Consider the following 22,482-nt stretch of genomic DNA (forward strand, 5'->3'; position numbering starts at 1 on the left):
AATTTATACGGTACGTTTGTGAAGCAATTTACAGAGATGGCAATTCCAGAAGCGAGTGAAGCGATGTATCATTATGCTCGCATGACGACGCAGCGCATGATAGCAAGCGCACTTTTAACGCCGCAAGGACCTGTTCATCTTAATTTTCCAGTGCGTGAACCGCTTATCCCGGACTTTTCATTAGAAAGTTTATGGGATAAAGGACGCGGGGAATATACAGGAGTAGTTCAGCAAGGGAACGCGGTGATGCCGAGTGAATATGTAGATTCTCTTGTAGGGCGCCTTTCACATATGGAAAAGGGGCTTATTATTTGTGGAGATGATAGTCATTCAGAAATCGCAGCGTTTGCAGCACAATTAGCTGAAAAAACAGGATATCCAATATTAGCGGATCCACTTTCTAACATTCGTAGCGGACATCACGATAAAACGATGGTAATTGACTGTTACGATACATTTTTACGAAATGAATTGTTAAAAGAAACGTGGAAGCCAGAAGTGATGATTCGCTTTGGTGGTATGCCTGTTTCGAAAGCATTAACGCAGTTCATTAAAAAACAGACGAAAGCTGTTCATATCGTTGTTGACGAATCTGGACAATGGAGAGATCCAGCTCTCGTTGCGACAGAAGTTGTACAGGCAAATGATATTGCATTTTGCAAGGCATTAATAGAAAAAATGCCAGCTATGAAAAAGAATGATTGGTCCCGAATGTGGCAACATATAAACGAAAAAACGAAGGAAACGCTTCGTGAAATGGAAACATACGAAACGGCATTTGAAGGAAAGGTTATTACGGATATTGTACGCGTATTACCAGATGGGGCAACGTTATTTGTGAGTAATAGTATGCCAATTCGTGATACAGATTCATTCTTCTTCACATCAAATAAAAACATTCAGGTGATGGCAAATCGCGGTGTAAATGGTATCGATGGAATCATTTCAACAGCTTTAGGCGCGAGCGTTATTTGTGATCCGCTCGTATTAGTCATCGGTGATTTATCATTTTATCACGATTTAAATGGACTGTTAGCAGCGAAATTACATGAATTAAACATAACAATTGTCGTTGTAAATAATGACGGTGGTGGTATTTTCTCATTCTTACCACAGTATGAGAAAAAGGAACATTTTGAATCATTATTTGGAACACCGATTGGGCTTGATTATGAACACGTTGTTAAAATGTACGGTGGTTCATTTAGCCGTGTAAATGGTTGGGAGCAATTCCGAGAAGAGGTACAAAAGGGAACAAGGGCGGAAGGTTTACACGTTGTGGAAATTTGTACGAATCGTGATGAGAACTTAACATTGCACCGTACATTATGGGCAAAAACGATGGACGTGATTACTACATCTTTACAAGGTGAATCACGATGAAAGTAACGCTGCAAGGTGTATCGTATGAATATGAAGTAGTCGGAAGCGGTGAACCACTTCTACTTCTTCATGGTTTTACGGGAAGCATGGAAACGTGGCGTTTTTTCGTTCCTTCTTGGAGCGAGAAATTTCAAGTCATTTTAGTAGACATTGTTGGGCACGGAAAAACGGAAAGTCCTGAAGCTGTGACGCATTATGATATTAGAAATGCGGCATTACAAATGAAAGAGCTGCTAGATTACCTTCATATTGAAAAAGCGCACATACTCGGCTATTCAATGGGCGGTAGGCTGGCGATTACGATGGCATGCCTATATCCAGAATATGTACGTTCTCTTTTATTAGAAAATTGTACAGCTGGGCTTGAAAGTGAAGAGGCTAGAAAAGAACGTCGTGAAAAAGATGAGCGACTTGCTCATAAAATTGAGCGAGAAGGAATCGAAAGTTTTGTAGCGATGTGGGAAAATATTCCGCTGTTCGAAACGCAAAAACGTTTAGCAGAAAAGGTACAAGAAGCAGTGCGAAAAGAACGACTTGCTAACAATCCAAAAGGACTTGCAAATAGCTTGCGAGGCATGGGAACAGGGGCTCAGCCTTCATGGTGGAATGAGCTACAAAACTTAAAAATGCCTGTTCTTTTAATGAACGGTGAGCATGATGAAAAGTTCTTTCGCATATTAAAAAATATCGAAAAATGCGTCTCTGACGCGAAATTTGTCAAAATTGATGGTGCTGGCCATGCAATTCATGTGGAACAACCTGAAAAGTTTGATACAATAGTAAAGGGATTTCTAAAAACTATGCAGTGATGCTTTTTTCACCTAAGAGGGAAGCTACACTTATAGAGGAGATCAGAAATATACAAGGAGGTAGTTGTAATGGCTATTGAATGGGTAAAAGAAGGCAATTACGAAGATATTATTTATTCAACATACAATGGTATCGCAAAGATTTCGATTAACCGCCCTGAAGTACATAACGCATTCCGTCCTAAAACGGTAATGGAGTTGATCAACGCTTTTGCACACGCTCGTGATGATGCAAATGTTGGCGTTATCATTTTAACAGGTGAAGGTGGACGTGCATTCTGTTCTGGCGGCGACCAAAAAGTTCGCGGTCATGGTGGATATGTAGGTGACGACCAAATCCCACGTCTCAACGTATTAGACTTACAACGTCTAATTCGCGCAATTCCTAAACCAGTTATCGCAATGGTAGCAGGTTATGCAATCGGTGGAGGACACGTACTTCATATCGTATGTGACTTAACGATCGCTGCAGACAACGCTGTATTCGGACAAACAGGTCCTAAAGTAGGAAGCTTTGACGGTGGATACGGAGCTGGTTACTTAGCTCGTATGGTAGGCCACAAGAAAGCTCGCGAAATTTGGTACTTATGTCGTCAATATAGTGCACAGGAAGCGCTTGATATGGGCTTAGTAAACACTGTAGTACCATTAGAAGAGCTTGAAGCAGAAACAGTACAATGGGCACAAGAAATTTTAGCAAACAGCCCAATGGCACTTCGTTTCCTAAAAGCTGCATTCAACGCAGACACAGACGGTCTAGCTGGTATTCAACAATTAGCTGGAGATGCAACGTTATTGTACTACACAACTGACGAAGCAAAAGAAGGTCGTGACGCGTTCAAAGAAAAACGCAGCCCGGACTTCGGTCAATTCCCTCGTTTCCCGTGATCAAACCAAAAGCGGAGCCGACTGTTTAGCCTCGTAGGCTAAGGTTCTTTCGCACAGAAAGTGTTTTTTACTTTCTCGTGCGGAAGGTTCTTAGATGGAAGGGGCTAGGAGGCGCAGCTGGATGAAACCAAAAGCGGAAGCGGCTTGCTTAGAACAAGAAGGCGTGAAACGACCGACTGTTCTAGCCGCTGTAGCTAGATGGAATCAACCGGAAACAAAACAACTAAGAGACTTGATGTCATATCAAGTCTCTTTCTTTCAGGAAAGGAGAATGTATGATGGAAACTATGCCAAATTGGTTAAAGCAACGTGCATTTTTAACACCAGATCGCACTGCAATTGAAATAGAGGACGAAAAGGTTACTTTTATGCAGTTGCATGAAAAAGTAGTATCTGTTTGTGAACACCTCACGCACGTTGGAGTGAAGCGTGGACAAAAGGTGGCTGTTCTGATGAAAAATGGTATGGAGATGATTACAGTTATTCACGCCCTATCTTACGTAGGTGCAGTAGCTGTGCTTTTAAATACGCGTCTTTCAAGAGAAGAGCTACTTTGGCAAATGGATGATGCTGAAGTTGTTTGTTTAGTGACGGATCAAGATTTTGAGACTACAGATGTTCCTGTATATTCATTTGCTGAAGTGATGAATGGATCGAAGGCGGAAGCATCTATACAGGAAGAATTCTCTTTAGAAGAAGCGATGACAATTATTTATACGTCTGGGACGACAGGGAAGCCGAAAGGCGTTATTTTAACGTACAGTAATCATTGGGCAAGCGCAGTCGGTTCTTCGCTTAATTTAGGGCTTCGTGATGATGATTGCTGGTTAGCTTGTATGCCGATGTTCCACGTTGGCGGGCTATCTCTGTTAATGAAAAATATTATGTACGGTATGCGCATTTTACTCGTTCCGAAATATGATGCTAATTTTATTCATGAAGCACTTCAAACGAGAGGCGTTACGATTATTTCTGTCGTTTCTAAAATGTTAACAGATCTTTTAGAGCGACTTGGAGAAGAGACATATCCCTCTTCTTTACGATGCATGTTACTAGGCGGAGGGCCAGCGCCGAAACCGTTATTAGAAACGTGTGTAGAAAAAGGAATTCCTGTGTATCAAACGTACGGTATGACAGAAACGTCTTCGCAAATTTGTACGTTATCAGCAGATTACATGTTAACGAAAGTAGGATCAGCTGGAAAACCACTATTCCAATGTCAGCTTCGTATTGAAAAAGACGGCGTAATAGTGCCTCCACATGCTGAAGGAGAAATTGTTGTAAAAGGACCGAACGTAACAGGTGGCTATTTCAACCGTGAAGATGCGACGCGTGAAACAATTCAAAATGGCTGGCTTCATACTGGTGACCTCGGTTATTTAGATGAAGAAGGATTTTTATACGTATTAGACCGCCGCAGTGATTTAATTATTTCTGGGGGAGAAAATATATATCCAGCTCAAATTGAAGAAGTGTTACTATCTCATCCTGCAGTAGCAGAAGCCGGTGTTGTCGGTATGGCTGACGAAAGTTGGGGACAAGTGCCAGCTGCTTTTGTTGTAAAAAGCGGAGAGGTAAGAGAAGAAGAAATTCTTCATTTTTGCGAGGAGAAATTAGCGAAATATAAAGTGCCGAAGAAAGTGTGTTTCTTAGAGGAATTACCACGAAACGCTTCGAAAAAATTGTTAAGACGAGAGTTAAGACAATTATTGGAGGAGATGTAGGTGGAGATAAAAAAAGCGATACTTTATATAACGGAAATGCCACTCGCAATCCCGTTTGCTGCAAGCTACGGAACTTACGAAAGGCGTGAGAGTATCGTCGTTGAATTAGAAGATACGGACGGGCACATTGGATTTGGTGAAGTCGTTGCTTTTTCTGAACCGTGGTATACGGAAGAAACGGTGAAGACAGCACTGCATGTACTTCAGGATTTTTTAATACCGGATTTATTGGAAACTGAAATCTCTCATCCGAATGAAGTGCCGAGTTTGTTCCAGCATATAAAGAGAAACCGAATGGCAAAGGCCGGAATAGAAGGGGCTGTTTGGGATTTATATGCGACGCGTCAAAAGAAACCACTAGCGACATTGCTTGGCGGAACGAAGTCTGAAATTGAGGTCGGCGTTGTAATCGGGATCAATACGATTCCGGTTATGCTAAAACAAATCGAGAAGTACGCGGAAGAAGGATACGAGCGTTTTAAAGTGAAAATAAAGCCAGAGCATGATTACGAATTATTGAAAGAAATTCGTAAAGAGTTTCCGAATATCCCGTTAATGGCTGATGCAAATTCAGCCTATACATTAGCGGATACGGAGAGGCTGAAACGACTAGATGAATTTCAATTGCTGATGATTGAACAACCGCTAGCGGATTACGATTTTCTTGATCATGCACAGCTGCAAAAGAAAATTGAAACGCCGATTTGTTTAGACGAAAGCATCCATAGTTTAGAAGATGCGCGCGTTGCGATTACGCTTGGTAGTTGCCGCATCGTTAACATTAAACCAGGGCGAGTGGGCGGATTAACAGAATCTATTCAAATCCATAATTATTGCATGGAGCATAACATACCAGTTTGGTGCGGCGGTATGGTAGAAATGGGTATATCACGAGCACAAAACGTTGCGCTTGCTTCATTGCCGAACTTTACGATTCCTGGTGATATATCCGCTTCTAGTAGACATTGGGAGCAGGATATTATTTCGCCGGAAGTGATGCTTAAGGGCGGGAAAGTGATTGTACCGCAAAGTGTTGAAGCTGAGTATGAAGTAGACCGCAAGAGACTGGATGAAATCACGAAGCAGCGGATTGTGTTTGAGCGGTAAATGGAAGTTTCGTTAGGCTGTCCGCAAATAGCGAGAGGGTTTTGTCGTTAATTGTCGGTAAGTCGATATATTTCAATAATCGCTGATATAATTCAAGTTACGGTCGATATAATTGGAAAATCGCCGATATAATTCAAGTTATGGTCGATATAATTTCATTTACTAAGGCTACTCAAACGGGTAGCCTTTTTTGTATTGTACAAATTGGATAGACTAGTTTAAAATCGAGCGTATAAAGGGGGAGTAAGATGAAGCGCATTTCAATTTTGATAGCTGATGATGAGGCAGAAATTGCTGATTTAATTGAGATACATTTAAAAAAAGAAGGGTATCATGTTGTGAAAGCAGCCGATGGAGAAGAAGCGGTGCATATTATTAAAACGCAGCCAATTGACTTAGTGGTTTTAGATATTATGATGCCGAAAATGGATGGATATGAAGTGACGAGACAGATTCGCGCCAAATATCATATGCCGATTATTTTCTTAAGCGCGAAAACATCTGACTTCGATAAGGTGACAGGTCTTGTACTAGGTGCGGATGATTATATGACGAAGCCTTTCACACCAATAGAACTAGTTGCACGTGTAAATGCACAACTGCGTAGGTTTTTTACGTTAAATCAACCGAAAGTAGCGGAAAGTAAGTCTGCTTTAGAGATTGGCGGAGTCATTATTGATCCTGAGCGCCGAACGGTAAATGTATATGGAGAGCAAATTGAGTTAACACCGAAAGAATTTGACATTTTATATTTATTAGCGAGTCATCCGAAGAAAGTGTACAATGTGGAAAATATTTTTCAGCAAGTATGGGCAGATGATTATTATGAAGGTGGAAATACAGTTATGGTACATATTCGTACGTTACGGAAAAAGCTTGGGGAAGATAAAAGAAAGGATAAGTTAATAAAAACAGTGTGGGGGGTAGGTTATACTTTCAATGGCTAACATGATGAAAAGCTTTCGTTTTAAAATGATTGCCTTATTTGCGTTAAGTATGGTGCTTGCAGCAACTGTAACTTATATAATTTATAAAGGATTGCAGCTGTATTATAAAAAGATGGTTCGCTACGAAGAGCCTTTAGCGCAATTTCGATCAATGGTAAGGGAATTTGGGGACATTAACTTCTTTTTAATTTTCTTTATTCCGTTATCTATTATCTTTTTCTTCTTTTTGACAAAACCGTATTTAAAATACTTTGATGAAATTTCTAATGGGATTCATCATCTTGCGAACGGTAACTTTACAAATAAAGTTCAAGTTTCATCAAATGATGAGTTTGGAAATATCGCGCGCGAAATAAATGTTGCGAGTGAAAAGTTAAAAGAAGCTGTGGAAAGAGGCGACTTTGCTGAAAGTAGTAAAGATCAGCTCGTTGTGAATTTAGCTCATGATTTAAGAACGCCATTAACATCCGTGTTAGGATATTTAGATTTAATTCTTAAAGATGAGAATTTGACGAAGGAACAAATTAAACATTTTTCCACGATTGCATATACGAAATCACAAAGGCTGGAAAGTTTAATTGATGAGCTATTTGAAATTACACGTATGAATTATGGCATGCTAAAGCTGGATAAAAAGCCTATTGATATAAGTGAGTTGCTTATACAGTTAGAAGAGGAATTATATCCGTTATTAGAGAAACATCATTTAGAAGCTAGATTGCATGTTGATGCTCATTTACCGATGCACGGTGATGGAAAATTGTTAGCTAGAGTATTTGAAAACTTGTTAACAAATGCTGTTCGATACGGATATGATGGACAATTTGTTGATATGAATGGGTATGTCGATAATGGAGAAGTTGTCGTGCAAGTTATGAATTACGGAGATAGCATTCCAGAAGAAGATTTACCGTATCTATTTGATATGTTTTATACAGGTGATAAAGCGAGAACCGAGAACCGTGGCGGGACAGGCCTTGGACTATTTATTGCAAAAAATATTGTCGAGCAGCATAACGGTACGATTTCTGCTGAAAGTAATGTAGTTAGAACGTTATTTGAAGTGAGATTGCCAAAAGACGAGAACGTAACAATTTAATAAAAATTTAAACTTTACCCCACTTTTTATTTTAATAGTTTTTTCTATTCTATACGTAAGTTACGTTAAGGAGGAACTAGAAATGAAAAAGTGGGTATTTATTTCTTTTTTTATAGCATGCACAATCTGTGTAGGCGTTTACATATCACCGTTATTTCAAAAGGAAATTGATGTGAAAATCGGCGGGGAAAATAGTGCAGTAAAGACTGCAAGTATGGAAAAGGTAGAGGTTACAAAAGAACAAATTTATAAAGGGGATCTACTATTAGTTAATAAAGATTACCCAGTAAAAAAAGATAGTATTAGGTCTGATATTATAAATGTAAATCATAATAGTGAATTAGTAAGAGGTTATGTAATATTTGATAGAAACCTTCGCTTATCAAAGGGTGTTGTAAAAAAGTTTTTGAACGTTGTCGATGCGGCTGGAAAAGATGGAGTACAGCATTTCCTAATGAGTAGCGGGTACCGAGATTTTCAAGAACAAAGTAAATTATATAAAGAAATGGGATCAGATTATGCACTCCCAGCAGGATACAGTGAGCATAATTTAGGATTATCACTCGATGTTGGGTCTACTCAAAAGAAAATGGAGAGGGCTCCTGAAGGTAAGTGGGTGGAGGAGAACGTATGGAAGCATGGCTTTGTATTACGCTACCCGAAAAATAAAAGTAACATTACAGGCATTCAATATGAGCCATGGCATATACGTTACGTGGGTTTACCTCATAGCGCAATTATGCAAAAAAAGAATTTTACGCTAGAGGAATATTTAGAGTTCTTAAAAGAGGAAAAAGAAATTTCAACTGAGGTGGAAGGCAAGAAATATACGGTTTCTTATTATAAAGTTTCAGAGAATATGAACGTAAATGTCCCAGTAAATAAGCAGTATGAAATTTCGGGGAACAATATGGATGGGGTTATTGTGACGGTTCAGGAATAGATAAAGAGGTTGTTCCGTTTTGGAGCAGCCTTTTCGTATATAAGAAAGGGATTGGCGTTTTTTGTCGGTAAATCGATATTCCTTGTCGAATCGTTGATATATTTTGAGTTACGATAGATATAATTGAAAAATCGTTGATATATTGTAAGTTATGATAGATATATTCGAAAAATCGTTGATATAATTTCCTGTACTATCAGCATTTTGAGGAGCATCTTTTTATTTACTTTTAAACATTATAACGTTATGTTTACTTCTCCCTTTTTTTGTGCTACTCTAAATGTGTGAAAGAGATAAAGAAAAATGAAATTTTAATGTAAGCGTATTCTTATGGCTTCTTATAGAAAAGGGTGGAAGTACAATGACAGAACGATTCGTACTACGTAATGTGAAACGTGTGAACGGGGAAGAGATTGACATTGTAATTGAAGATAATAAAATCGCACAGGTGACGAAAGCTGGTGCTGGCGAAGGTGGAAAGGTTCTTGATTACTCTGGTACTTACGTATCAAGTGGCTGGATTGATTTGCACGTTCACGCTTTTCCAGAGTTTGATCCGTATGGCGATGAGGTGGATGAAATTGGCGTTAAGCAAGGGGTAACGACAATTGTTGATGCAGGTAGCTGCGGTGCTGATCGCATTGCAGATTTAGTAAAAAGTAGAGAGCAGGCAAAAACGAATTTATTTGCCTTTTTAAATATTTCTCGCATCGGTTTAAAACGAATTGATGAATTATCCAATATGGAATGGATAGATAAAGAGAAAGTAATAGAAGCAGTAGAAAAGTATAAAGATGTAATCGTTGGGTTAAAGGCGAGAATGAGTAAAAGTGTCGTTTGTGATAGTGGAATTGATCCACTTCATATAGCGCGTGATTTATCCCGTGAAACATCATTGCCAATTATGGTACATATCGGTTCAGCGCCTCCTCGCATTGAGGAAGTTGTACCTCTTTTAGAAAAAGATGATGTCATTACACATTATTTAAACGGGAAAGAAAATAATTTATTTGATGAAGAAGGCAAACCGCTACCTGTGTTACTAGATGCAGTGAATCGCGGCGTACATTTAGATGTTGGTCATGGTAATGCTAGTTTTTCTTTTAAAGTAGCAGAAGCGGCGAAGCGTTACGGTATTACGCTTAATACAATTAGTACAGATATTTACCGGAAGAACCGTATACACGGTCCAGTGTATAGTATGGCTCACGTTCTTTCGAAATTCCTTTACTTAGGTTATCCGCTAGAAGAAGTGATTGATGCGGTTACGAAACATGCAGCAGAGTGGCTTAAGAAACCTGAGCTTGGCCGCATTCAAGAAGGCGATATTGCAAATTTAACTTTATTTACGGTGAAAGATGAGAAGGTTACGTTAATTGATTCAGAAGGGGATCAGCGCATTGCTGAAAGAAGGATTGATACGAAAGGGGTTGTAATCAATGGGTCATTCATTGAATGCTAAGTATGGATTAAAAAGAGTGATTAATGCGAGCGGTAGAATGAGTATTTTAGGTGTATCCGCTCCGGCAGATACAGTTATGGATGCAATGAAACATGGTGGACAAAATTATGTGGAAATTGCTGATTTAGTAGATAAAGCAGGAGACCATATTGCGAGAATTCTAGAGTCAGAGGCAGCAGTTGTTGTGAATTCAGCATCGAGTGGAATTGCGCTTTCTATCGCTGGTATCGTTACAGAAGGAAATCGCCGTAAAAGTGAAAGACTTCATCAAGAAGTAATCGCGAAAAACGAAGTGATTATGCTAAAGGGTCATAACGTTCAATACGGTGCCCCTGTTGAAACGATGATTTACTTAGGCGGCGGTAAACTTGTAGAAGTTGGCTATGCAAATGAAGGGAAAGCAGAGCATATTGAAGATGCGATTGGTGAAAATACAGCGGCGATTCTTTATGTGAAATCCCATCATGCAGTACAAAAAAATATGATTTCTGTTGAAGAAGCATGGGAAGTTGCGCAGCGAAATAACATCCCGCTTATCGTCGATGCGGCAGCTGAAGAAGACATTCAAAAATATGTGAAGTATGCAGACCTTGCCATTTATAGTGGTTCAAAGGCGATTGAAGGGCCTACTTCTGGTATTGTGGGCGGTAAAAGAAAGTATATTGAGTGGCTGAAAGTGCAATTACATTGCATCGGAAGAAGTATGAAGGTTGGGAAAGAAACAACATTTGGCTTACTTCAAGCGCTTGATGAGTACGGAGTAAAAGAAGATAAGAGCGAGCAAGAAAAAGAATTGTTACAAGTACTTATACCGCTAAAAGAATTAAACGGCGTAAATGTAACGATCGTTCAAGATGAAGCCGGAAGAGCAATCTTTAGAGCTCGTATTCATATTAACGAGACACAATTAAATAAATCAGCAAAAGACGTTGTGACAGCATTACGCGAAGGGGAAATCGCAATTTATACACGTGATTACGGAGTAAGACAAGGGTTCTTTGATATTGATCCACGTCCACTTCAAGGTGATGACATACATGTAATTGAAGAAAAATTGAGAGAAATTGTAGGGGGAAACTAAAATGACAAACATTCAAAAACGTTTTTATAAAGGCCGCGTAGCATTAAATGTATTAGCGAACAATATCGAAAATGCAAAAGATATTTTTGAAGCAGCAGAAGGTTATGTAGTAGTTGGTGTATTATCAAAAGATTATCCAACTGTAGAAGAAGCTGTTACAGCGATGAAAGCATACGGAAAAGAAATTGAGGACGCTGTATCAATCGGACTAGGAGCAGGAGATAATCGCCAAGCGGCAGTTGTGGCTGAAATTGCGAAGCATTATCCTGGTAGCCATATTAACCAAGTGTTCCCTTCAGTCGGAGCGACACGTGCAAATCTTGGCAAAAAAGATAGCTGGATTAATAGTTTAGTATCGCCAACAGGAAAAGTAGGTTACGTAAATATTTCTACTGGCCCAATTAGTGCGGCTGGAGAAGAAAAAGCAATCGTTCCAATTAAAACAGCGATCGCACTTGTACGTGATATGGGCGGAAATTCATTGAAATACTTCCCAATGAAAGGGCTAGCTCATGAAGAAGAATATCGCGCAGTTGCGAAAGCTTGTGCGGAAGAAGGATTCGCATTAGAGCCAACAGGCGGAATTGATAAAGAGAACTTTGAAACAATTGTACGCATTGCGCTTGAAGCAAATGTAGAGCAAGTTATCCCGCACGTGTACTCTTCTATTATTGATAAAGAAACTGGTAACACGAAAGTAGAAGATGTGCGTGAATTATTAGCAGTCGTGAAGAAGCTAGTTGATCAATATGCGTAAGAAAATTGCAGCGTTCGGCGAAGTAATGATGCGCCTGCAAGTACCTGGATATGAATTGTTGTCGCAAGCTAACACGCTAAATTACTCATTTTCAGGTACAGGTGTGAACGTTGCAGCGGCACTTTCTCACTTAGGGCATGAAGGGCTTCTTATTTCAACTTTACCGGAAAATTCGGTTGGAGATGCAGCTGTATCTTACATTCAAAAGTTAGGGATTCAAACTTCTCTTGTTTCAAGAGGCGGTAAATATGTAGGTATGTATTTTTTAGAAAATGGATTCGGTGCACGTGCAAGCCGCGTTACGTATTCGAATCGACTAGAAAGTAGCTTCAATACGGCGTCTGAAGAGATGTACCAATTTGAAGAAATTGCTAAGGAAATTGATATCGTTCATTTTTGCGGTATTACGCTTGCGATGAATGATACGGTGCGCCATCATATGAAGTCTTTAGCGAGAGCAGTTAAAGAAAACGGAGGAGCCGTCGTTTTTGATTGCAATTATCGTCCATCACTTTGGGGAGAAGACGGATATGAACAGGCAAAGCCGCATTATGAAGAAATGCTAGGACTTGCTGATATCGTTATGATGAACGAAAAAGATGCGATGTTTGTTTTAGGAATGAAAACAGAAGAAACGGAGCGAGAGGCGCAACTTGTTGATCTTATTCCAAAGGTAGCTGAAACGTATCATATTGCTACAATTGCTGGTACACATCGCTCTATTAACGGTGATAATACACATTCACTGCGCGGGTTTATATGTAAAGATGGAACGTTCACTTTTGCAAAAACACTTACGTTTTCTGTATATGATAGAATAGGTGCTGGAGATGCTTATACGAGCGGGATTATTCATGGCGAGATAGAAGAGTTTGCACCAGAGAAAGCTGTTTCATTTGCGTCAGCAGCTGGCATGCTTGCACATACAATCGTCGGTGATACGCCAATGTCATCAGAGAAGGATATACTTCGGGCAATGACGGCATCAGTAGGTGATGTAGAAAGGTAGTGGGTGTAACGGTGAACGTAACGAGAAAAAAAGGACCATTATATTTACAAATAAAAAATATTATTCGTGATCGAATATTGCATGGTGTATATGCGATTCATACGAATATTCCTTCTGAACCACAATTAGAGGAAGAGTTCAAAGTGAGTAAAATTACAGTACGTAATGCGATTAAAGAACTCGCTCAAGAAGGATATTTGGAAAAGAAGAGCGGTAAAGGAACGAAAGTCATCCGTAATACTTCTGCGACAAAACTGTCAAAGGGTAAGAAATTTACTGAAGTGTTAGTGGAAGAAGGATATAAAGTACAAAAGAAATTGCTAAAGGCAGAAGTCGTTCATAATGAAGAAGGAACAGTGCCATTTCGCTTATTCGGTAAAGAGAGTTTTCGTATTGAACGTTTATATACGTTAAATGATGCACCATATATTCATTATACGCACTATTTCTCAGCGAAAATGGCAAGTACAGACTTATCGGACTTTGATTTACAATCACTTTATGATTTAGTCGAAGACCGAGGTATACATTTAGAAAACTTCAGAGATGAATTCGCAGTTGGACTTGCGCCCAGTTTCGTTGCAGAATCGTTAGGTGAAAAAGAGGGGACAGCGTTATTAAAACGTATGCGCTATTCTTACGATGAAGTTGGCGAAGTAATTGAATATAGCGAAGGCTACTACAATACAGAAATGCAGCATTATGTAGTTAATTATGACGTATAAAAAAGAGGGGATTTTCCCTCTTTTTTTATAAAGTAAGGGGAATGAGAGATGGATATATACTTATTAATCGTCACGTTACTTGCGATCGCAATTGTCATTTTAGGGGTATCATGGTGGAAATGGCATGCATTTATTAGTTTAACAGTTGCGAGTTTGTTTTTAGCTATCATGTCTGGACTGAACTTAACGAAAATAGTGGCTGCCTATGAAACTGGTGTTGGTAGTGTACTAGGGCATTTAGTTGGCATTTTGGCACTTGGAACTATCTTAGGGAAAATGATGTCTGATTCAGGGGCAGGCATGCAAGTTGCAGATTTCTTTATTCGATTTTTCGGCGTAAAAAAATTACCTTGGGCAATGTTATTTGCAGGGTTTGTTATAGGGATTCCAGTCTTTTTTGAAGTGGGGATCGTCATTTTATTACCACTTGTTATTTCCATTCGAAAAACGACGAAGCAAAATATATTGTTAATTGCGTTACCTGTTATTGCTGGATTATCGATTGTGCATGGGCTAGTGCCTCCGCATCCAGGTGCGATGACTGCAATCGGGATTTATAATGCGAACTTAGGAAAAGTGCTTTTATATTCATTAATTATCGCGTTACCAACAGCCATCATCGCAGGGCCGATATTTGCGAAGTGGGTACATAAGAGGGTTATACCTGAAAATGAACCGGAGCTTGTTCGAGTTACGACTGTATCAACCGATTTACCAAGTCGTAAAGTTTCGTTTTTTATTATTTTACTGCCAGTCGTGTTAATGATTTTATCAGTAGTTGCACCGTATATTTCTTTATCAATAAAAATAACTGAATTTTTAGTCTTTATAGGAAGTCCAGTAATCGCTTTACTTATTTCATGTTTTGCAGCATTTTATTTACTTGGCATCAAACAAGGAATTAATAAAAAGATGATAAAAAAATTAACAGATGAAAGTTTACTACCTGTAGGCTCAATTATTTTAATAATTGGTGCAGGTGGTGGGTTTAAACAAATATTAATTGAAAGTGGAGTTGGAACGGCGATTGCGCAAATGGCAGAACATATATCGTTATCCCCAATCGTCTTAGCTTTCATGGTAGCTGGATTAATTCGAATAGCGACCGGATCAGCTACAGTAGCATTAACGACAGCAGCAGGAATTGTTTCACCAGTTATTCAGCACATGTCTGGTGTAAATTTAGAATTGCTCGTTATAGCAACCGGTGCAGGTTCACTAATGTTTTCTCACGTAAATGATGCAGGCTTCTGGCTTGTAAAAGAGTATTTAGGTTTGACGGTGAAGGAAACGTTTAAAACGTGGACGGTGCTGGAAACATTGTTATCATTTATTGCATTCGGTTTTGCCCTTGTGTTGAATATGTTTCTTTAAAAGATACCTGAATAGGTATCTTTTTTTGATGAAGCCCAATTGCCAAAACAAGCCCGTTTTTAAGTAAGCCAAGCTTCCTATTCGCCCTGAAAACATACTATAAATGGAATCCCCTCATTTAGAGCAAGGTGAACTTGTTATGAATGATACTAAAGGAGGAATAGAGTAATGAGCGAAAAGTGTGAACACAGACATGATGATTGTAACCGCAGACATGGGTGCGGAGGCGGTTTTGCGCTTCTAATCGTATTGTTTATTTTATTAATTATCATCGGTGCTAGCTGCTTCGGCGGAGGCGGCGGTTGTGGTTATGGTGGTTACGGCGGTTATGCAGGCGGCTATGGTGGATATTGCTGCTAATTAAAAACTATTGAAAATGGCCTTGTGCGTATTGCACAAGGCCATTTTATTCACGTTTTAATATGTTGTGATAATTTATTAATGTACAGAGAACGGATTAAGAAGAAGAAAATAATCTCGATAATCCCGAAAAAGGTGAGTACGATACATGTCTCTTTTAGTAATGAAAAAGAAAACATACTTTGTAAAAACTTAACCGCAAATAACGTGTGAACACCAGCAACGATGTAAGGAACGAAAAATAAAATTCCTAATTGAATTGTTGCAGAGCGAAACATTTCTGATTCAGTTAAGCCAAGCTTTGTAATCGTAATGTATTTTTGTTTTTCATTCGTTAAGTCGTTATACATACGGAAGTATAAAACACTAGCCGCACCGATAAAGAAAATAAAGCCGAGAAATGCCCAAATAAAGAACTGAGCAACCGCATTTCCTTTACTATGAACGAGTTCATCCGTAGCTGTATAAATATGGAATGGTTTAATGAAATCTTCTTCATCCTTATGTGCTTCATACAAGGTTTCTGCATCATGATCTAAGCTTTTTAATATATTTTTTGTTGGGACAATTGCGTTTTCCCAATTTTCCACGAAGTAGTTATAAACTGTAATTGTTTCAATATGAGGAATCATATTTTCAATTACTTCATCTTGCATCACAATTAAGTGAGGTAATGCAAAGGGAGGCTCAATTCCTCTATTAATAAAACCTTTAATTTGAAATTCTTTTTTATTAGAGCCAAGTGTAATCGTGTCCTGCTTCGCAAATGGGTTAGACACGAGATTTAATAACGCTGGTGAATAGCGAGAAATATTATAAACTTGTGTAGAATCAAGAGTGATTTCTGGTCTGTTTAATTGCTTTGCTATTGCGTTATAATCACTCATTTTCATAATGGAAATTGATTCTTTTGAAGCTGTATCTTTTAAAACGGTAAACTTATATTTGTCATATTGAAAATTAGCATTTGTAAGTTCAGTTTCAATCGTAGTAATATGCTTTTGTTCAAATGCATTAACGCCTTCTGATGTATAGGTGAATGGTATTGGATATCGTTCTAGTATGGATGCTTTCGTATGATTGTTTGCAGCAAATAACCCGATAATAATTGTAAATGCAAGTGCAGATAGCATAGAAACGATAAAGAGTACATTAATATTACTGCGGGTACGAGAAACTAAATCTGAAATCCATAACATATTTATTTGTTTCAAATAAAACTTTCTTCGTTTCTTTAAAATATAGATAAAGAGAAGAAATGTTTGTGAAAAAAACAAATACGTCCCAACTACTACGAGCGGTAAAATAGATAGCATAATTAAGAATACAGACCCATTTTGTGCATTTTTTTCCGTTATGTAGCCTTGCGGATAACCGGCAATATAATAGCATAGTCCTAAACAAGTTAAAGCAAATAGTGAAATGAGTATAGATGGTTTTTTTTCGCTCTTCTTTTTGTTAACTCCCTTAATAAGCTGCGTTGTTTTTCGAGTACGAATAAACATTGGTGTAAACGTAGAAACGATTAAAAATAAAATGATAAACGTTACGGTTGTAACGATAACCGCTTCTGTTGGCCAATATAAATAAAGACCTTTCGAACTTGTTAATTTCGAAGTGACTAATAAGAAAAAGTTAGAAAATACAAGACCACCCTGTATGCCGATAAAGATAGATAATATCCCAATTATCATGTTTTCGGTAAATAATAATCTTTTTAATTGTCTCTGTGAGATACCAAGAATAGTGAGTATCCCGAATTGCTGCTTCCGAACATTTAAAAATGTTCCAATTGAATATAAGAGAAAGAAAAACGAGAACATAACAATCACAAGCTGTGCTGTACTAGCTAAGTTCATTAGAGGATCCCGATCTTGAAAGCCTTGTACACTTTGTAAGCGCGGATGATACGCATATACAGTAAATGAAAAGAAAACCATAATAGAAAAAGCACTACTTACAAAATAAGCGAAATATGCTTTAGAATTACGCGAGACATTTTTAAATGCGAATTGCCAAAATGTCATCCACGTCTTCCTCCTAATAATGCTAGGACATCTAATATTTCTTGATAAAACTTCTCACGATACAATCCGCGATGCAGTTCATTGTAAAGCTCTCCATCTTTAATGAAAATAACACGGTTACAATAACTTGCTGCAAACGGATCATGCGTAACCATTAAAATCGTTGCATCTTCTTCTTTGTTTAATTTCGTAAATAATTCCATTACATCAATCGCTGCTTTTGAATCTAAGTTTCCTGTTGGTTCATCCGCAAGTAAAAGAGACGGATGATGAATGACAGCACGTGCTACCGCAGTACGCTGTGCTTGCCCTCCTGAAACTTCAAAAATACGTTTGTCCAAAATATGATCAATTCCAAGTTTCTTTGAGATGTTATCGAGCTTTTCGTCCATTTCTTTTAAAGGAACATTATCTAACGTTAAAGGTAATACGATATTTTCTCCAATCGTTAACGTATCTAATAGGTTAAAGTTTTGGAAAACAAATCCTAATTCTTGACGGCGGAAAATTGCTAATTTTTCTCTACGAAATGTATGAGGTTGTTTGCCGTTAATTACGACTTCTCCAGAAGTAGGAGAATCAATTGTAGAAATAACGTTTAAAAACGTAGATTTACCACTTCCAGAAGGCCCCATAATTGCGACGAATTCACCTTTATCCACGTGTAAATTTATATTTTTTAAAGCGGTATGAGGGACTTTCCCTTCATACACTTTTGAGACGTTTTTTATGTGTAATACTTCTTCCATAATAATCACCTTTCTATTTTTAAAACTTAATATGTTGTGATAATTTTTGCATATAAAAGGAACGAATTAAAAGGAAAAAGAGAATTTCAACCGTTCCAAAAATCATAAGTACGACTGTAATTTCAGCGAAGAACGAGAGATGTAATATCTCTTGTAGCATCTTTGTCGCGAACATCGTATGGATGGATGCCATAATGTAAGGGACAAAGAAAAGAATCGCAAGTTGGATTGTAGCAGATTGTTTCATTTCGTCTGCTGTTAATCCAATCTTTGTAATCGTTATATACTTTTCTTGCTCATTTGTTAAATCTGTATACATTCGGAAATACAGAACACTGCCCGCACCGATGAAGAAAATAACACCAAGAAAAGTTCCGATTAAGAAAAATGAAGCAACGTTTAGTTTCGTGTTGTATAAAGAGTCACTTGCTTCACTTGCATGAAACGGTGGATGTTCTGCCTGAATAGCTGCATTGTCGTTATCAATTTTTGTTATAAATGCTGAACCGATAGTATGTGCTTCTTCCCAATCGTTAACTTTAAAGTTATATACACTCATCTGTTTTGAAACGGTGGATAATGTTTCTACATTTTCATCAGATAGTATGAGCAATTGGTATATTAAGCTGTTTGGGAATGGGTTATAACTTTTATATTCTTTCACTTGTAGTTGTAAATTGTTTTGAGCAAGTGTAAGAGTATTTTTCTTTTCTTTAGTATGAATTGTTCCAACAACTTGATCGTCTAAGTCTTTCATAAGAATATAAGATTCATTCTTATTCACCGAGAGAGTTTCCCAATTTAACGCCTTAGCAAGTACATTATAGTCACTTTGTTTAATGGCATAATAGAGCTGCGCGTTATCTTCAGCTGAAGATACTTCATATATGTCTGTTTTAAATTTTGTATAAGTAAAGTGCTCTTCATTAAATTTTTGTTCTAACCAGTTTAAATGTTCATCAGCTAACGTATTTTCAGTATGTGATAAATATGTAAACGGGAAAGGGTTTTGCCTAATCGCATCAAACTTTGTAAATTTCCCGAATCCATATAAGAATGTAATCATTGTAAAAGCGAGCGTTGATAGCATTGCTACTATAAATAGCATATTAATATTTGTTCGAATGCGCGTTGCTAAATCCGAAATCCAAAGCATATTAATTCGTTTCATATAAAACTTTCTTCGTGTTTTTAATATACGAATAAGTAAAAAACTAATCTGTGAAAAGAAAAAATATGTTCCGGCTGCAATAAGCGATGGAATGACAAATATACTAGAGACGGCATATAAAAGCCCAATGATGTCGCCTAGCGACATAAAATATAGAGGATTTGCTGCTAATACATATCCAGATATTAAACATATCGCACCAAATAGAGAAATGAGTACGGATGCTTTTCTTTCTTTTTGTTTTGTTCCTTCTTTTAAAAGTCGTACAGCTTTTCTCGTACGGATTAGCATCGGTGTAAAAGATGATACGAGAATGAAGAGTCCAAGAAAGATGATTATAGTTAAAACGATAGCACCTGTCGGCCAATATAAATATAGGCCAGGTACATGTGTAATTTTGGCGGTAACTAGTAAAAAGAACTGTGAAAAAACAAGCCCAAGTTGAATGCCAAAAAATATAGAAAGAACACCAATCAGCATATTTTCTATAAATATGAGTCGCTTTAATTGTTTTTGAGATATACCAAGTACTGTTAAAATCCCAAATTGTTTTTTACGAACCTTTAAAAATGTACCAATTGAATAGAGTAAAAAGAAAAATGAAAAGAACACAATGACAACTTCTGAAATTGTCATTAATATGTTCAGAGCATAATTCACGTCTGTCATATGCAATTTAGGATGAAATAAATAAACTGCAAATGAGAAAAAAATAGCAATGGAAAACGCACTGCTTACAAAATAGGCGAAATAAGCTCTGGCGTTTCTTGTTACATTTTTAAAGGCAAACTGCCAAAAAGTCATTCACCTAAACCTCCTAATAGAGTGAAGAGGAAAAGAATATAAGAGGTATCCTTTTCCTGTACTAATATATTTATAAAACTTAACCATTCGTATACTCTGATAACTTTTGCATGTAAAAGGAACGAATAAATAAGAAAAAGATGAATTCAACTACTCCAAAAATAATAAGAACGGCTGAAATTTCTTTGAATAGTGATAAAGCAATTACGTCTTGAAGCATTTTTGTCGCGAACATTGTATGAATGGACGCCATAACGTACGGAACAAAAAATAAAATGCTAAGTTGAATGGTTGCAGATCTTTTCATCTCTGCATCTGTTACACCAATTTTTGAAATTGCTACATATTTTTCTTGTTCGTTCGTTAAATCTGTATACATTCTGAAGTAAAGAACGCTACCAGCTCCAATAAAGAAAATGACACCTAAGAATGTCCCGATTAGGAAGTATGCGGCACTTCCTGATGTGATTCTATATAATGAGCCTGCTGATTCATAGGAGCGTACAAGGGGTCCTTCGTATTGGAATTCTTGTCGATCTCTTTGTATTCTTTTCATAAAATCATCAGCAATTTCATACGTCTTTTCCCAGTTTTGTACGTTATAATTGTACGCTGCTACATGCTTTGTTGTACTTGGTAAGTTGTTTACAACAGCGTCAGGTAAAATTAAAGTTTGATATGAAAAGTCAGAGGGAATGGCCCCTGCTTGTTCATAGCCCTTTACTTGTAATATCGTATTTGTGCTAGAAAGTGTAATGGATTTTCTATTGAAGCTTGGCTCAAATTGGCTGAATAAGGTGAAATAAGCATCGCCGCTTAAGATATATGCTTCGTTATCACTCATGAATAGTTCTTTCATTCGCAGGGAAGCTGCAAGTTTATTATAGTCACTTTGTTTCATTGCATAAATGTCATTGTAAGTCGTTATACCTTCATCTTCTTTCAATGGTGTTTCATATAAATCAGTTTTGATCTTTTTATAAGAGAAATTTTCTTTTTGTAACTGCTGTTCAAGCCAAGTTAAATGCTTGTTAACAAAAGGATTTGCGTCATATGAAAAATAAGAAAATGGAAAAGGTGAAGTTCTCGCAACATCTAGCTTTGTAAACTTTCCGAATCCATATAGGAACGTAATCATTGTGAAAGCAATTGTAGAAAGCATGGCTACAATAAAAAGCATATTGATATTTGTTCGAATACGACTTGCTAAATCCGAAATCCAAAGCATATTAATTCGTTTCATATAAAACTTTCTTCTTTTCTTTAAAATATAAATAAGTAAGAAACTAATTTGAGAAAAGAAAAAATATGTCCCAATTGTAACAAGCGCTGGAATCACAAAAACACTTGAAACCATATAGATAACGCCTACTTGCGTGTTTATTGAGAAGAAATATTTAGGGTTTGCAGCTAAAATATAACCACCTAATAAACAGATAGCACCAAATAGAGAGATAAATATGGATGGTTTTCTTTCCTTTTGTTTCCTACCATTCGTTTTTAATAGGTTTACCGTCTTTTTCGTACGAATTAGCATGGGTGTAAATGAAGATACAGCGATAAAGAGACCAAGAAACACAATCGTTGTTAAAATGAAAGCATTCGTAGGGGGATATAAATATATCCCCGGTAGATGTGTAATTTTCGCTGTTACTAATAAGAAAAACTGCGAAAAGACAAGTCCAAACTGCATACCGAAAAAGATAGATAAAATACCAATTAACATATTTTCAGTGAAAACGAGTCGATGTAATTGTTTTTTTGATATACCTAAAATAGTTAAAATACCAAATTGCTTTTTACGAACTTTTAAAAACGATCCGATTGAATAGAGTAGAAAAAAGAACGAGAACAAAACAATCACAACTTCTGAAAAAATCATTAATCCTGAAATTTCAGAGATCATAGTGGGATTTTGTAATTTCGGATGAAACAAATAAACAGCGAACGAAAAGAAAACAGCAATGGAAAAGGCACTGCTTATAAAGTAAGCAAAATAAGCTCTAGAGTTGCGCGTTACATTTTTAAATGCAAATTGCCAAAATGTCATAATACGTGCCTCC

General features: G+C 37.3%; 19 protein-coding genes. 15 read left to right on the plus strand and 4 right to left on the minus strand.

What is annotated here, in order from left to right; translation table 11 throughout:
- The 15 genes from menD to JDS92_RS15355 all read left to right on the plus strand — a co-directional run.
- On the plus strand, positions 1 to 1,383 hold a 1,383-nt coding region (gene menD, locus JDS92_RS15285), incomplete at its 5' end, for a 2-succinyl-5-enolpyruvyl-6-hydroxy-3-cyclohexene-1-carboxylic-acid synthase (RefSeq protein ID WP_199632119.1).
- Positions 1,380 to 2,192, plus strand: coding sequence for a 2-succinyl-6-hydroxy-2,4-cyclohexadiene-1-carboxylate synthase (menH, locus tag JDS92_RS15290; RefSeq protein WP_097959478.1), 813 nt, complete (start codon positions 1,380 to 1,382; stop codon positions 2,190 to 2,192). The genes menD and menH, both read left to right, overlap by 4 nt.
- A 69-nt stretch (positions 2,193 to 2,261) precedes the next feature.
- Positions 2,262 to 3,080 carry a 1,4-dihydroxy-2-naphthoyl-CoA synthase gene (gene menB / locus JDS92_RS15295; RefSeq protein WP_000963888.1) on the plus strand — a complete coding sequence of 273 codons (819 nt, stop codon included), beginning with the start codon at positions 2,262 to 2,264 and terminating at the stop codon, positions 3,078 to 3,080.
- Positions 3,081 to 3,358: 278 nt separating this feature from the next.
- A complete protein-coding gene (locus tag JDS92_RS15300; protein ID WP_199632120.1) occupies positions 3,359 to 4,804 on the plus strand; it encodes an o-succinylbenzoate--CoA ligase in 1,446 nt (481 codons plus the stop codon).
- Entirely contained in the window at positions 4,805 to 5,911 is a 1,107-nt protein-coding gene (gene menC, locus JDS92_RS15305; protein WP_173780970.1) for an o-succinylbenzoate synthase, read from the plus strand.
- Positions 5,912 to 6,159: 248 nt separating this feature from the next.
- A complete protein-coding gene (locus JDS92_RS15310) occupies positions 6,160 to 6,858 on the plus strand; it encodes a response regulator transcription factor (protein ID WP_000822514.1) in 699 nt (232 codons plus the stop codon).
- Positions 6,851 to 7,957, plus strand: coding sequence for a sensor histidine kinase (locus JDS92_RS15315; protein ID WP_000002593.1), 1,107 nt, complete (start codon positions 6,851 to 6,853; stop codon positions 7,955 to 7,957). The genes JDS92_RS15310 and JDS92_RS15315 overlap by 8 nt, the downstream gene beginning before the upstream one ends.
- Positions 7,958 to 8,039: 82 nt before the next feature.
- A complete protein-coding gene (locus JDS92_RS15320) occupies positions 8,040 to 8,900 on the plus strand; it encodes a D-Ala-D-Ala carboxypeptidase VanY (protein WP_000759391.1) in 861 nt (286 codons plus the stop codon).
- A 361-nt stretch (positions 8,901 to 9,261) separates the two neighbouring features.
- Complete coding sequence (locus JDS92_RS15325) at positions 9,262 to 10,362, plus strand: amidohydrolase/deacetylase family metallohydrolase (RefSeq protein ID WP_097957369.1); 1,101 nt, start codon at positions 9,262 to 9,264, stop codon at positions 10,360 to 10,362.
- Complete coding sequence (locus tag JDS92_RS15330; protein ID WP_199632121.1) at positions 10,340 to 11,443, plus strand: DgaE family pyridoxal phosphate-dependent ammonia lyase; 1,104 nt, start codon at positions 10,340 to 10,342, stop codon at positions 11,441 to 11,443. The genes JDS92_RS15325 and JDS92_RS15330 overlap by 23 nt, the downstream gene beginning before the upstream one ends.
- Before the next feature lies 1 nt (position 11,444).
- Entirely contained in the window at positions 11,445 to 12,200 is a 756-nt protein-coding gene (gene dagF, locus JDS92_RS15335) for a 2-dehydro-3-deoxy-phosphogluconate aldolase (protein ID WP_199632122.1), read from the plus strand.
- On the plus strand, positions 12,193 to 13,209 hold the full coding sequence (locus JDS92_RS15340) for a sugar kinase (RefSeq protein ID WP_098657189.1): 1,017 nt from the start codon (positions 12,193 to 12,195) through the stop codon (positions 13,207 to 13,209). Before dagF ends, JDS92_RS15340 begins: the two co-directional genes overlap by 8 nt.
- A complete protein-coding gene (locus JDS92_RS15345) occupies positions 13,209 to 13,934 on the plus strand; it encodes a GntR family transcriptional regulator (protein WP_000539290.1) in 726 nt (241 codons plus the stop codon). Before JDS92_RS15340 ends, JDS92_RS15345 begins: the two co-directional genes overlap by 1 nt.
- Positions 13,935 to 13,982: 48 nt before the next feature.
- Positions 13,983 to 15,308 carry a gluconate permease GntP gene (gene gntP, locus JDS92_RS15350; RefSeq protein ID WP_000356144.1) on the plus strand — a complete coding sequence of 442 codons (1,326 nt, stop codon included), beginning with the start codon at positions 13,983 to 13,985 and terminating at the stop codon, positions 15,306 to 15,308.
- A gap of 168 nt (positions 15,309 to 15,476) precedes the next feature.
- On the plus strand, positions 15,477 to 15,668 hold the full coding sequence (locus JDS92_RS15355) for a YjcZ family sporulation protein (RefSeq protein ID WP_001290392.1): 192 nt from the start codon (positions 15,477 to 15,479) through the stop codon (positions 15,666 to 15,668).
- A 50-nt stretch (positions 15,669 to 15,718) separates the two neighbouring features.
- Here JDS92_RS15355 and JDS92_RS15360 read toward each other — a convergent pair whose 3' ends face one another.
- The 4 genes from JDS92_RS15360 to JDS92_RS15375 all read right to left on the minus strand — a co-directional run bounded on the left by JDS92_RS15360 (position 15,719) and on the right by JDS92_RS15375 (position 22,469).
- Entirely contained in the window at positions 15,719 to 17,695 is a 1,977-nt protein-coding gene (locus tag JDS92_RS15360; RefSeq protein ID WP_000144930.1) for an FtsX-like permease family protein, read from the minus strand.
- Positions 17,692 to 18,444, minus strand: coding sequence for an ABC transporter ATP-binding protein (locus JDS92_RS15365; protein ID WP_000393256.1), 753 nt, complete (start codon positions 18,442 to 18,444; stop codon positions 17,692 to 17,694). The genes JDS92_RS15360 and JDS92_RS15365 overlap by 4 nt, the downstream gene beginning before the upstream one ends.
- Positions 18,445 to 18,463: 19 nt before the next feature.
- On the minus strand, positions 18,464 to 20,419 hold the full coding sequence (locus JDS92_RS15370) for an FtsX-like permease family protein (protein WP_000144986.1): 1,956 nt from the start codon (positions 20,417 to 20,419) through the stop codon (positions 18,464 to 18,466).
- Positions 20,420 to 20,498: 79 nt separating this feature from the next.
- Entirely contained in the window at positions 20,499 to 22,469 is a 1,971-nt protein-coding gene (locus JDS92_RS15375; RefSeq protein WP_000145026.1) for an FtsX-like permease family protein, read from the minus strand.
- Positions 22,470 to 22,482 lie beyond the last annotated feature (13 nt).

Source organism: Bacillus cereus group sp. N12, from assembly GCF_016483575.1.
GTDB classification, from domain to species: Bacteria; Bacillota; Bacilli; order Bacillales; family Bacillaceae_G; genus Bacillus_A; species Bacillus_A toyonensis.